Below are 12413 nucleotides of genomic sequence, written 5' to 3' on the forward strand. Positions count from 1 at the left end.
GATGCGTCTCGATGCCGAATACGTGCTGCCGCTCCGCTGGTCGGACGACGCCGGCCTCGCGGAGCTGGTCGCGTACCTGACGAGGTTGCGTGAGTTCATCGACGTCACGGTGGTCGACGGGTCGGAGCAGGAACGCTTCAGCGCGCACGCCCGGGCGTTCCCGCCGGGAGTCCGGCACCTCCCCGCCGAGCCGTGGCCCGGTCACAACGGCAAGGTCGCCGGGGTCATGACCGGCCTCCGGACCGCCCGCCACGACCGTGTCGTGCTGGCCGACGACGACGTCCGGTACGACGAGGGAGCGTTGCGCGCGGTCGTCGGGATGCTCGACGCCGGTGACCTCGTGCGGCCGCAGAACGTGTTCGACCCCGCGCCGTGGCATGCGCGCTGGGACACCGGGCGCAGTCTCCTGAACCGCGCACTCCGTCACGACTATCCCGGCACACTCGCGGTCCGCCGTTCGCTGGTGCTCGCGGCCGGCGGGTACGACGGCGACGTGCTCTTCGAGAACCTGGAGCTCATCCGCACCGTCCAGGCGGCCGGGGGACGGGTGATCGCGGCCGATTGGATCGGCGTCGTCCGGCGGCCGCCGGAGGTCGGCCACTTCCTGCGGCAGCGGGTGCGGCAGGCCTACGACGACTTCGCGCAGCCGGCGCGGTTGGCGGCCGAGCTGGCCATGCTGCCCCTCGCGCTCGCCTCGCTGCGGCGTCCTGGGCGCCTGCTCGCGGGGGTGCTCGCCGTGATGGCGCTCGCCGAGGTGGGCCGGCGCCGGGCGGGAGGACGTCGGTTGTTCCCGGCGACGGCTGCACTGTGGGCGCCGGCGTGGCTGGCCGAGCGCGCCGTCTGCGTCTGGCTCGCCGTCGGTGCTCGCCTCCGCGGCGGCGTCCGGTACTCGGACGGCCGCCTCCGGCGCGCGGCGACCCCCCTCCGTACTCTCCGCCGTGCTTCATCAAGCCGACGATTCGTGCCGAATGTGCGCTAACGACGCGCCGAACCGCACATTCGGCACGAATCGAGCGCCAACTCTGACGCGCACGCACCGAAGCGGCGCCCAGGCAACCGGTTGACCCAGCGCGCTTCCCCCGGTTGCTTGGGGGTATGACACCACGCATCACCCCGCGGGGGCCGGTGAGCGAGGCGCTGCTGGACGCGCTCACAACCGATCCCTCCGCCGCATCGGACGACGTCGTCCGCTTCACTGAGAACGCCACCGCCGCCCTCGCAGCGGAGCCGGACCTCCTCGCCGACGAGGACCTCCAGCTGACCCTCCTCCTGCTCTACGGCCTCCACTACGGAGACACCGTCGAAGCCGACGACGAGTGGGAGTGGAACCCGGACCTGCTGCGCACCCGCCGAGCCATCGAGCGCGTGTTCGAGCGCCAGCTGCGGGAGCGCGTCCCCGTCGGCGACCTGCCCGAGCCGAACGCGGATGCGGTCGCCGCCTACCTGTTCGACCTCACCTCGGAGGACGGCGGCCCCAGCCTCTCCCGCTTCCTCGCCAAGAAGGCGACCGAGGAGCAGGCGGTGGAGTTCGTCATCCACCGCTCCATCTACACGCGCAAGGAGGCGGACCCGCACTCCTGGGCCATCCCTCGCCTCACCGGCCGGGCGAAGGCGGCGCTCGTGGAGGTGCAGTCCGACGAGTACGGCGCCGGGCGCCCGGACCGCATCCACGCGGAGATCTTCGGTCGCACGATGCGCAACCTCGGGCTCGACGACAGCTACGGCGCCTACATCGACAACGTGCCCGCGATCACCCTCGCGTCGTTCACGATGATGTCGATGTTCGGCCTCAACCGCAGCCTCCGCGGCGCCATCACCGGTCACCTCGCGGCATTCGAGATGACCTCGTCCATCCCGAACCGCTTCTACGGCAACGGGTTCCGGCGGCTCGGTCACGACGACGAGGTCACGTGGTACTACGACGAGCACGTCGAGGCGGATGCGGTGCACGAGCAGATCGCGGGCCGCGACCTCGCCGGTGGTCTCGCCGAGCAGCATCCCGAGCTCCTGCCCGACATCGTCTTCGGCGCCGCCGCCTGCCTCTACGTGGACGGCCTCGCCGGCCAGCACATGCTGGAGAGCTTCGAAGCGGGCCGCAGCTCGCTCCGCCAGCCCGTGGCGGTGGCGGTATGACGGCCCACGAGGAGGAGCCGGTGATCGTGGCCTGCCCCGACGGCCCCCTGCTCGTGCGCGGTCACATCGACCTGACGACACCCGACGGCACACCGATCGAGCAGCACCGGCGCACGGTGGCGCTCTGCCGCTGCGGCGTCTCGACGATCAAGCCGTTCTGCGACGGCAGCCACAAAGCGGTGCACTTCCGCACCGACCACTGAAGACCACCCACCACACGAGAGAAGGAGCGGACATGTCCGACCCCCAGAACACCGAAGGCGACCGCCACGACGAGAACACCGAGGCGGAGCAGCAGATCGTCGACAAGCCCTCGCAGGCGGAAGGCGACGAGGGCGACAGCGACAACGGCTAAGGTTCCTGCATGACGACGGAGAACGACACCGACCTCGGCGAGACGATCGCCGACCTCGCCTCCTCCGCCGGCGTCACCATCGCGGTCGCCGAATCGCTGACCAGCGGCGCGATCACCTCGGCCCTCGGCGCGTCCCCGCAGGCAGGCGACTGGTTCGCCGGCGGGGTGGTCGCCTACTCCGAGCACGTCAAGTTCGACGTGCTCGGAGTGACGCCCGGCCCCGTGATCACGCCCGAGTGCGCCGAGCAGATGGCGTCGGGCGTGGGGAGGCTGCTCAGCGCCGACCTGGTCGCCGCGGTCACCGGCGCGGGCGGCCCCGGGCCCGAGGAGGGCAGGGAGGCCGGCACGGTCTTCCTCGCCCACGGCCGGCCGGACGCGCCGCAGGTCGAGGAGCTCCACTTCGACGGCGACCCCGAGGAGGTCGTCCGAGCCACGGTCGACGCCGCCTTGGCGGCCATGGCGCGCGATCTGGAGGCACAGCGACGATGACGAACGACGACGTGTGGGATGCGCCCGAGAGCGAAGGCGCGGATGCCGACCCGGGAGACGGCCGCGACGAGACGACCGCCCAGCGCGCTGACCGCAACTGGAACGAGCTGCTGCAGGAGTTCCGCGTGTTCCAGACGGGGACCCAGATCCTCGCCGCGTTCCTGCTGACGCTGCCGTTCCAGCAGCGCTTCGCACAGCTGGCGCCATTCGACGTGGTGGTCTACCTCGTCCTCGTCTTCCTCGCGGTGATCGTGACGCTGCTGGCCCTCGCGCCGGTCGCGCTGCACCGACTCCTCTTCCGGCAGAAGGCGAAGACGGAGCTAGTGGGCCTCGGGAGCAAGATCCTGATCGTGTGCCTGGCGGCCGCATCCCTGCTGTTCACGGGCATCGTGCTGTTCATCGTCGACTTCCTGCTCGCGCCGCCCGCCGGCATCATCGCCGCGAGCTGCGTCTTCATCGTGCTGATCGTCATCTGGGTCGTGCTGCCGCTGGTGGTCCGGGCTCAGCGGAGGGCGCACGTCGCCGGTCGCTGAGGCGCGCGTCACCGGTAGGCTTCGCGACAAGCGCACCCGCGGGGTGCATCCAATCGACGAAGTGGCGGGATGGATATGGCCAAGCGAGTCACCTACCAGTTGATCGACGATCTCGACCAGTCCGTGATCCCGGAAGGCGAGGGCGAGACCATCGAGTTCTCGCTCGCGGGCGCGCAGTACGTCATCGACCTGTCCTCCGAGCACGCCGACCAGCTGCGGGCGGACTTCGCCAAGTGGATCGAGGCGGCCGGTCGCAACGACGCTCCCGCATCGGACGCCCCGCCGTCGCCGGACGAGCGCCGGGCCATCCGCGAGTGGGCGCGGAAGAACGGCGTCGAGGTCGGCAGCAGGGGCCAGATCCCGCGGGATGTCGTCGACGCGTTCCGGACGGGGCGGCCCGCCCGGTGACCTGGCGCGAGGCGGTGATCGTGGTGGCGGGCGGCCGCTCGACGCGCTTCGGGTCGGACAAGCTGCGGCACGTGATCGACGGTCGCACGCTGCTGGAACGAACGGTGGACGCCGCCCGCGGAGCAGATGTCGTCGTGCTCGTCTCGGCCTCGGAGACGCCGGAGGGCGTGCACATCGCCGTCTCCGAGAACCCCCGGTGGGGCGGCCCGTGCGCGGCGGTGGCGGCGGGGGTGGACGCGCTGGCGGCATCCCCCGCGACCGATGTCCTGATCCTGGCCGCCGACCTCGCGAACCCCGCCTCCGCGATCAGCGCTCTGCGCAGCATCGACGCGGGTGTCCTGACCGACGCCGACGGCAGTCCCCAGTGGCTGCTCGCCCGCTCGCCGCGTGCCGTGCTGGAACGCCGCATCGCTGAGCTGCGCACGGAGAGAGGCGCCCTCGATGGGCTGCCCGCCTCTGCGCTTCTCGGCGTCGTCGACGGCAGACACCGTGCGCTTGCCGACGTGCACGCGGACATCGATTCCCCGGCCGACCTCCCGTCGGCCGACCGGACAGCCTCGGAGGAGCGCACGCATGGAACCGTCTGAACTCGACTCCTGGGCCGAGGAGGCCGGCGAAGCCGTGGGTGTCTCCCTGGCGCCGGGCGACGTGGCGACAGTGCTCGACCTCGCGCGAGACGCCGCACACGGCATCGCGCGTCCCGCCGCTCCGCTGACGACCTTCATCGCCGGCATGGCGGTGGGACGCGGTCAGCCGCTGGCCGAGGTCGTTGCCGCGCTGAACGCGGCGATCGAGAGGCGATCCTCCTGACCGCGATCCTCCTGACCGCGCGGCGCCACGGCCCCGGCGCCATCGGTCACGGGGTGGGCATGCCGCCCGTCACCGACAGCGTCTCGCCGATCACGTAGCTCGACTCCGGCGACGCGAGGAAGACGTACGCGGGCGCGAGTTCGGCGGGCTGGCCCGGGCGTCCGAGCGGCGTCTGCTGCCCGAACTCGGGGATCGCCTCGGCCGGCTGTCCCTTGCTGACCTGCAGTGGCGTCCAGATCGGTCCAGGTGCCACCGCATTGACGCGGATGCCCTTCGGCGCGAGCTGCTGGGCGAGAGCCTTCGTGAAGGCGTTGATCGCAGCCTTCGTCGTCGCGTAGTCGACGAGCTGCTCGCCCGGCTGGTACGCCTGGATCGACGTGGTGTTGATGATCGTCGCGCCCGCCGGGAGGTGCGGTAGCGCCGCGCGCGTCAGCCAGAACATCGCGTAGACGTTGGTCTTCATCGTGTGGTCGAACTGGTCGTCGGGGATGTCCGTGAGGCTCTCCGTGGCGATCTGCTTCCCGGCGTTGTTGACCAGGATGTCGATGCCGCCGAGCTCATCCAGCGCCCGCTTCACGATCTCGTCGCTGAAGGCGCGCTCCTTGAGGTCGCCCGGGATGGTGACGGCCGTGCGGCCGGCGTCGCGGATGAGACCGGCGATGCGCTGCGCATCCTCTTCCTCCTCCGGGAGGTAGACGAGCGCAACGTCGGCGCCCTCGCGCGCGAACGCGATCGCGGCGGCGGCGCCGATCCCGGAGTCGCCACCCGTCACGATCGCTTTGCGGCCGGTCAGGCGGCCGGTGCCGACGTAGCTGTCCTCGCCCAGGTCGGCGCGCGGGCTCAGGTCGCTTTCGAGACCCGGCTCGGGCACCTGCTCCTCGTCAGGCGAGATGCTGGGGTAGCGGTCCACAGGGTTGTCGAAGGTGTACTGGTTCTCTGGCATACCCCCACGCAATCACCGCACGCGCGTGCGTCCAGGGGGCTGCGCGCTCCCACATCCCGGGGTACGCCCCCCTCCCCCTCCCCCTTCCCCCCTTCGTCGAAGTGCACGTTGTTGCGCACCTCCACGGCGTGTCGACCGCAACTACGTGCACTTCGGCGAAGGGGGAAAGGGCGGGCAGGGAGGAGACGAGGGGGAGAGGGGCAGGGGTGTTGCGGATGGACCTGGGCTGTGTCACGATTGAGACGAATTGATACCGGTACCAAAACGGATCGGTGGAGGGAGACACATGCTGGGCTTCAACGAAGAGGAATTCCTGGAGCAGGTGCGCAGCACCGTCGCGCTGCGATCGCAGATCGAGGAGCTGGCCGAGCGCGTCAGTGCCGGGCGCTGGAAGAACATCTACTTCATCGGCGCGGGCGGCACCTACGCCGCGGCACTGCCGTACGAGCGCTTCTTCCAGACGCGCTCGTCGTTCCCGGTGCGCGCCGTCATCGGCAAGGAGTTCATCCTCGCGCCGGACCCGCAGTTCGGCCCGGACTCGGTCGCGATCTTCGCCTCCGTCTCCGGCACCACGGAGGACATCATCGACTGCGTCGAGTTCGCCCGCGAGAAGGGTGCGCTCACGGTCGGCTTCACCGGCCAGGCCGACAGCCCGATCGCCTCGATGGTCGACGAGGTGCTCCTCTCCGCCCCGAAGGCGTGGCCGTTCGACGTCCAGTTCCTCACCTTCGGCGCGAAGCTCCTCTCGCTGCGCGGCGAGTTCGACGGCTACGACCGCCTGGTGAAGGATCTCGAGGCGATCCCCGAGGCGCTCGTCTCGGTCACCGAGCAGGCCGACCCGATCGGCAAGGCGTTCGCCGAGAAGCACGCCGACACCGACTACCACTTCCTGACCGGATCGGGCCAGCTGTGGGGCTTCACCTACCTGTACTCGATGTGCATCCTCGAGGAGATGCAGTGGCTCACCACCACGCGCGTCCACGCCGCGGAGTTCTTCCACGGCTCGCTCGAGCTCATCGAGAAGGACACCAGCATCCTGGTCTTCGCCGGTGAGGATGAGACCCGCCCGCTCACCGACCGCGTCATCGCCTTCGCGAACGAGTACAGCGACGACGTCACCGTGATCGACACCAAGGACTACCAGCTCCCGGGCGTGAGCGACGAGTTCCGCGGGCTGCTGGCCCCGATCGTCGCCGACGCCGTCGTCGACCGTTTCAGCAAGCACCTCGCCCAGGTGCGCGACCACTCGCTCGACCTGCGCCGGTACTACCGCGTCGTGGCGTACTGAGCGGGCGCCGATGAGCACGGTCCGCGTCCTCGGTCTCGGGGACAACATCGTCGACCGGTTCGTCGACCGCGGAGTCGAGTACCCGGGAGGGAACGCCGTGAACGTCGCGGTGTTCGCCCGGCAGCTCGGCGCCGAGGCCGCGTACCTGGGGGTGTTCGGTGACGATGAGCAGGGGCGCTTCGTGCGGCGGGCCATCGAGGACTGCGGGGTCGACACCTCGCGGTCCTCGGTGCGCCAGGGCCCGAACGGCGTGACCGAGATCGAGACGGTCGACGGCGAGCGGCGGTTCCTCGGGTGGAACCACGGCGGCGTCACGCTGAGCGATCCGGTCCGGCTGGGCGAGGACGACCTGCGCTACGCATCCGGCTTCTCGCTCATCCATTCGAGCGCGTACTCGGGCGTCATCCCGGAGCTGCCGAAGCTGGCGGCGACGCGGACCCTGCGGTCGTACGACTTCTCGTCCGAGCCCGAGTACCGCACCGGGGAGTACCTGGATGCGGTGGGCCCGTGGATCGACCTGGCCCTGGTGTCGCTCGGTGAACTGTCGCGCACGGACACCTGGGCCGAACTGCGGCGGATCGCCTCGCACGGCCCGTCGCTCGTGCTGGGGACCCAGGGGGATGCCGGCGCCGTGCTGTTCGACGGCGACGCGTACTACTACTCCGACGCGGCGCCCGTGCCCGGTCCGTTCGTCGACACGATGGGATGCGGCGACGCCTACGTGAGCGCGTTCGTGGTTGAATTGCTGCGATCCGGCTGGCGCAGGAATGCCCGACCGGGTGGCGCGGCGCTGCATCGGTCGATGCGGCGTGCGGCGCAGTTCGCCGCCCGGCAGTGCATGGTCGAGGGCGCGTTCGGTCACGGGCGCGCAGTCGACGAGGCGACGAGGGCGGTCGGCTCGCTTCCGCCGGTGGCGGCGGGCGACGTGGGCTGAGGGCGTGTGCCGCCCCGGATCAGGAAGGGGTGGCGATGTCCACGGAGCGCGACCACCGCATTCCCTCGCCGACGATCTCGGAGGTGGCGGCGGCCGCCGGCGTCGGTCGGGCGACGGTCGCCCGGACGCTCGGCGGCTACGGCTCGGTGAGCCCGAAGACGCGGGATCGCATCCTCGCCGTCGCGAAGGAGCTCGGCTACCGGCCCAACACGATCGCGCGGAGCATGACGACGGGCGAGACCCGAACGTTGGGCGTCGTCCTCGCCGACGTCGGCAACCCGTTCTTCGCCGGCGTGCTGCGCGGCATCACGGACGCGGCCCGCAAGGCCGACTACGACGTGCTCGTGTTGAGCACGGACGAGGACCTGCAGCTGGAGGCGGCCGCGATCGACGTGCTCGTCGACAAGCAGGTCGATGGGATCGCGCTGGCGCCGGCGGCGGGACGCAGCGCCGAGCTGCCGCACCTCGACATCGTCGCGAAGCGCGAGATCCCGCTGGTGCTGCTCGACCGCCTGGTGGACACGGTGGATGCGGACGCGGTCGTCATCAACAACCGCGAGGCGTCGCGTCAGGCCGTCATGTCGCTGATCGAGAAGGGCCACCGGCGCATCGCGTTCGTGTGGGGCCCGGTCACGACGGAGCCGGCCGCGGACGCCGACGACCTGCGGCGCATCATCGACCACGCCCTCTGGAGTGACGGCGAGCGTCTGCTCGGGTACCTGGACGCGCTGGAGCTGGCCGGCATCCCGTTCGACACGTCTCTGGTGACGCACGTGCTGAAGAACGAGTCGCAGGCGACCAGGGCGGTGCTCGGGATGCTGTCGCTGTCGGATCCGCCGACCGCGATCTTCGCGACGGAGACGGATGCGCTGACCGGTTCGCTGCGCGCCCTGCGACAGCGCGGGCTGAGCTGTCCGGAGGACGTCTCTCTGATCGGCTTCGACGACAGTTCGTGGGCGAGCGTGATGACGCCGCCGATGTCGGTGGTCGCCCAGCCGATGCACCAGCTCGGCGAACTCACCGCCGAGTGTCTGCTGGCGCGGGTCGCCGGGAGCGACGCTCCGACCGCCACCCACGTCCTCGAGGCCGACTTCGTCGAGCGCGCCTCCGTGGCCCCGCCCCCCGCCTGACCCTCACTCTCCCTCCCGCCCCCGCACCCCTCCCTCACGCGATTTGCGCCAAATCGCGGTTATCGCCGACCCATAACTGAGATTTGGCGCAAATCGCGCGCCGGGTATGGGGTGCCGCGATTGGGCAGTGTTGATACCGGTACCAAAATCACGTATAGTCGTCGCAATCGGTCGCCGAGAGCGACCCACGATCCAAAGACGGGTCAGCGGACACCTCGACCGCACGACCCGCACGACGGGAGATGAGCGTGAAGAAGACCAGGACCATCACGGCAGCGGCAGCGGGCGTCATGGCGCTCGCACTCACCGCGTGCTCCTCCGGCGGCGGCGGCTCGGCCGACATCACCGCGAAGCCGGACTACTCCGGCAGCATCAGCATCCTCACCGCCGCGGCGGGCGACCCGCTCGGCTCGTACTTCGAGAATCTGGTGAAGGACTACACGAAGCTCCACCCCGACGTGAAGATCACGCTCGCGCAGGAGACCGACGACAACGCGATCAAGGACAAGGAGAAGGTCCTCATCGGGTCGCAGTCGCTGCCGGACATCTACTTCAGCTACGCAGGCAACTGGGGCGAGAACTTCGCCGCCAACGGCCTGGCCGTCGACCTCAGCTCAGTCATCGCGCCGGGCACGACCTGGGGCGACACATTCGGCGAGGGTTCCCTGAACGCGTTCAAGTACGACGGCAAGTACTACGGCATCCCGCAGTACGTCGACGGCAAGTTCATGGGTTACAACAAGAAGATCTTCGCCGACCTCGGCCTCGACGTGCCGAAGACGCTCGACGAGCTCATCTCCGACTGCTCGACGATCAAGGCGGCCGGCATCGTCCCGATCGCCTTCGGCAACAAGGACGGCTGGCCGGGCCTCCACTACCTGGGTCAGCTGTTCGCCTATGACGTTCCGCAGAAGACGCTCGAAGCCGACCTGCTGCCGAAGACGGCGAAGTACACCGACGACGGCTACGTGGAGGGCATGAAGCAGTTCCAGGAGCTCGTCGCCCAGTGCACCGGCGACGCCTCCAACTCCAACGGCGTCACCTACACGACCGCGCAGCAGCAGCAGGCGACCGGCAAGGCGGCCATGTACTACCAAGAGCTCATCGAGTTCGATTCGGTGAACACGAAGGACAGCCAGCTCAGCAAGGACGGCTTCGGCATCTTCCAGCTCCCGGCTCCCGCCGACGCGAGGGGCGACAGCTCGACGCTCGAAGCGGCTCCGGAGGGCTACATGATCAACAAGAAGAGCAAGAACGCCGCCCTCGCGCTCGACTTCATGAAGTTCGTGATGAACAAGAAGAACGCGACCACCCTGTCGTCGCCGCCCTACGGTCAGCCGAGCGCGGTGAAGGATGTGGTGACCGACCAGATCGCGACCCCCGCCGTGGCGGAGGGCACGAAGCTCGTGAACGACGCGAAGTCGACGGTCGTGTGGTTGGACATGGCCAACGTGCCCGACGTCGGCGACGCCTGGGTCTCCGTCTCCGAGGGCCTCGTCTCCGGCAGCCTCACCCCCGAGGCCGCGCTGAAGGCCGTGCGACAGGCGTCCGAGAAGGCGAAATGACCACGACGCAGGCGCCTCAGCCGGCCGTGCGGCCGCGCACCCCGTCCCTCCCGGGCTCGGGTCGCGGCCGCACGGCCCCGGCTCCGGGCGACATGGCCCCGCGTGCGGCCCGGCGGGGCTCCGCGCGCTGGCGTGGACTGGTGTGGCTCATCCCGGCGCTGGCCGTTCTGGCCGTGTTCGTCTACTGGCCGCTGATCCAGAACGTCGTCTTCAGCTTCCTGAAGTGGAACATCTACAGCGGCGACCAGACCTTCGTCGGCGTCGACAACTACGCCGACCTCGCCCAGGACCCGATCTTCTGGAAGGCGCTCGGCAACAACACCTGGTACGCGGTGCTCTCGATCGTGTTCCAGGTGTTCGGGGCTCTCGTCCTCGCCGCGATCGTCGAGAGCGTACGGAGTGAGCGCTGGCGCAAGGCGTTCCGGGCGATCTACTTCATCCCGTCGGCGATCTCGCTGACCGTCGCCGGCCTCCTGTTCTACTTCATCTACCAGCCGCAGACCGGCATGCTGAACGTCTTCCTCGACAACGTCGGGCTGGGGCAGTTCTCGCAGGCGTGGCTCGGGCACGAGGGGACGGCGATCTTCGCGATCATCGCGATGAGCCAGTGGCAGGGCTTCGGCTACAGCGTCCTGCTGTTCTCGGTGGCGCTCCAGCGCATCCCGCAGGAGCTGTACGAGGCCGCCAATCTCGACGGCGTCGGCCCGATCCGCCGCTTCTTCCAGGTGTCGCTGCCGCTGGTGCGCGAGATGACCGGGCTGATGATGATCGTCACCATCTCCGGCGCCTTCCAGGTGTTCAACGAGGTCATGGTGATGACGAGCGGCGGCCCGAACAACTCCAGCCAAGTGCTCGGCACATGGCTGTACCACGCGGGATTCGTCACCAACGACTTCGGTTCTGCGGCCGCGATCGGCGTGGCGATCTTCGTCATCACGCTGCTGCTGGCCGCCGCCCAGCTGGCCTACTCGCGCAAGAGGAGAGTGGAATGGTAGTCCTCGCCCGTCTCGGCCGCTGGTCGCGCAGCGCCCTGGTCTGGGTTCTGCTGCTGGCCCTCGTCGTCGTGGTCCTCTACCCGCTGCTGTGGATGGTGACCAACGCCCTGAAGACCAACGCCGAGCTCTTCGGCAACCCCTTCGCGCTCCCAACCGAGTGGCTGTGGCAGAACTTCGCCAAGGCCTGGAACCAGGGCGTCGGCGACTTCGTGCTCACGAGCGTGTCGCTGACCGTCCTGGCGACGCTCATCACCGAGCTGATCAGTGCATGGGCGGCCTATGGGCTGACGCGGGTGAACATCCCGCTCAACCGCACCTTCACCGTGATCGTGCTCGCCGGCCTGATGCTGGCGCCGACGGTCGCGCTCATCCCGCTGGTGAAGCTGTTCCAGGCATGGGGTCTGTACGACACCTTCTTCGGTCTGCTGATCCTGTACACGGCGTTCCGCATCCCGTTCACCGTCTTCCTGATGCGCGCCTACATGCTCGACCTGCCGCGCGAGGTGGATGAGGCCGCGTCGATCGACGGCGCCTCGCGGGCGGCGACCTTCTGGCGGATCATCCTGCCGATGAGTATGCCGATCGTCGCGACCACGATCGTCCTCAATGTGCTGCAGAACTGGAACGAGTACCTGTTCGCGATGATCTTCACCAGCGGGACGGGCGTGCAGACTCTTCCGGTCGGCCTCGCGGACATGATGTCGAAGAACGGCACGCAGTACCCGGTCGTGTTCGCGGGGATGGTGATGGCCGCTCTGCCCATGGTGATCCTGTTCTTCGTGTGCCAGCGCTACTTCGTGCGCGGTCTCGCCGGCGGCGTTGGCAAGTAG

General features: G+C 69.3%; 15 protein-coding genes. 14 read left to right on the plus strand and 1 reads right to left on the minus strand.

Annotated features, from left to right (window positions below; genetic code table 11):
- Window position 1: 1 nt before the first annotated feature.
- From BLR91_RS18995 to BLR91_RS19030, 8 genes are all read left to right on the plus strand, one after another.
- Window positions 2-979, plus strand: coding sequence for a glycosyltransferase (locus BLR91_RS18995; protein WP_089878999.1), 978 nt, complete (start codon window positions 2-4; stop codon window positions 977-979).
- A gap of 116 nt (window positions 980-1095) precedes the next feature.
- Window positions 1096-2133, plus strand: coding sequence for an iron-containing redox enzyme family protein (locus BLR91_RS19000; protein WP_442911250.1), 1038 nt, complete (start codon window positions 1096-1098; stop codon window positions 2131-2133).
- Window positions 2130-2336, plus strand: a complete 207-nt coding sequence (locus BLR91_RS19005) for a CDGSH iron-sulfur domain-containing protein (protein ID WP_018192667.1) — start codon at window positions 2130-2132, stop codon at window positions 2334-2336. Before BLR91_RS19000 ends, BLR91_RS19005 begins: the two co-directional genes overlap by 4 nt.
- 161 nt (window positions 2337-2497) lie before the next feature.
- Window positions 2498-2977, plus strand: a complete 480-nt coding sequence (locus BLR91_RS19010; protein WP_089878992.1) for a CinA family protein — start codon at window positions 2498-2500, stop codon at window positions 2975-2977.
- Window positions 2974-3510, plus strand: coding sequence for a DUF6328 family protein (locus tag BLR91_RS19015; protein WP_018192664.1), 537 nt, complete (start codon window positions 2974-2976; stop codon window positions 3508-3510). Before BLR91_RS19010 ends, BLR91_RS19015 begins: the two co-directional genes overlap by 4 nt.
- Window positions 3511-3585: 75 nt before the next feature.
- Complete coding sequence (locus tag BLR91_RS19020; RefSeq protein ID WP_089878988.1) at window positions 3586-3918, plus strand: histone-like nucleoid-structuring protein Lsr2; 333 nt, start codon at window positions 3586-3588, stop codon at window positions 3916-3918.
- Window positions 3915-4505 (plus strand): molybdenum cofactor guanylyltransferase, encoded by a 591-nt coding sequence (gene mobA, locus BLR91_RS19025; RefSeq protein ID WP_157694707.1) that lies wholly within the window; start codon window positions 3915-3917, stop codon window positions 4503-4505. Before BLR91_RS19020 ends, mobA begins: the two co-directional genes overlap by 4 nt.
- Entirely contained in the window at window positions 4492-4728 is a 237-nt protein-coding gene (locus tag BLR91_RS19030; RefSeq protein WP_089878980.1) for a DUF6457 domain-containing protein, read from the plus strand. Before mobA ends, BLR91_RS19030 begins: the two co-directional genes overlap by 14 nt.
- Before the next feature lie 46 nt (window positions 4729-4774).
- Here BLR91_RS19030 and BLR91_RS19035 read toward each other — a convergent pair whose 3' ends face one another.
- Window positions 4775-5671, minus strand: a complete 897-nt coding sequence (locus BLR91_RS19035) for a glucose 1-dehydrogenase (protein ID WP_089878975.1) — start codon at window positions 5669-5671, stop codon at window positions 4775-4777.
- Window positions 5672-5957: 286 nt separating this feature from the next.
- On the opposite strand from BLR91_RS19035, the gene BLR91_RS19040 reads away from it, so the two are divergent.
- From BLR91_RS19040 to BLR91_RS19065, 6 genes are all read left to right on the plus strand, one after another.
- The gene (locus BLR91_RS19040) at window positions 5958-6959 is read left to right on the plus strand and encodes an SIS domain-containing protein (protein WP_089878972.1); all 1002 of its coding nucleotides are present in this window, start codon (window positions 5958-5960) and stop codon (window positions 6957-6959) included.
- A 10-nt stretch (window positions 6960-6969) separates the two neighbouring features.
- Entirely contained in the window at window positions 6970-7893 is a 924-nt protein-coding gene (locus BLR91_RS19045) for a PfkB family carbohydrate kinase (RefSeq protein WP_089878969.1), read from the plus strand.
- Between the two features lie 35 nt (window positions 7894-7928).
- Window positions 7929-9023 carry a LacI family DNA-binding transcriptional regulator gene (locus BLR91_RS19050; RefSeq protein WP_089878964.1) on the plus strand — a complete coding sequence of 365 codons (1095 nt, stop codon included), beginning with the start codon at window positions 7929-7931 and terminating at the stop codon, window positions 9021-9023.
- A gap of 242 nt (window positions 9024-9265) precedes the next feature.
- Window positions 9266-10588, plus strand: a complete 1323-nt coding sequence (locus BLR91_RS19055; RefSeq protein WP_089878961.1) for an ABC transporter substrate-binding protein — start codon at window positions 9266-9268, stop codon at window positions 10586-10588.
- Complete coding sequence (locus BLR91_RS19060; protein WP_231918994.1) at window positions 10585-11583, plus strand: carbohydrate ABC transporter permease; 999 nt, start codon at window positions 10585-10587, stop codon at window positions 11581-11583. Before BLR91_RS19055 ends, BLR91_RS19060 begins: the two co-directional genes overlap by 4 nt.
- Window positions 11577-12413 carry a carbohydrate ABC transporter permease gene (locus BLR91_RS19065; protein WP_089878957.1) on the plus strand — a complete coding sequence of 279 codons (837 nt, stop codon included), beginning with the start codon at window positions 11577-11579 and terminating at the stop codon, window positions 12411-12413. The genes BLR91_RS19060 and BLR91_RS19065 overlap by 7 nt, the downstream gene beginning before the upstream one ends.

Source organism: Leifsonia sp. 466MF (assembly GCF_900100265.1).
In the GTDB taxonomy this organism is placed as follows: domain Bacteria; phylum Actinomycetota; class Actinomycetes; order Actinomycetales; family Microbacteriaceae; genus Leifsonia.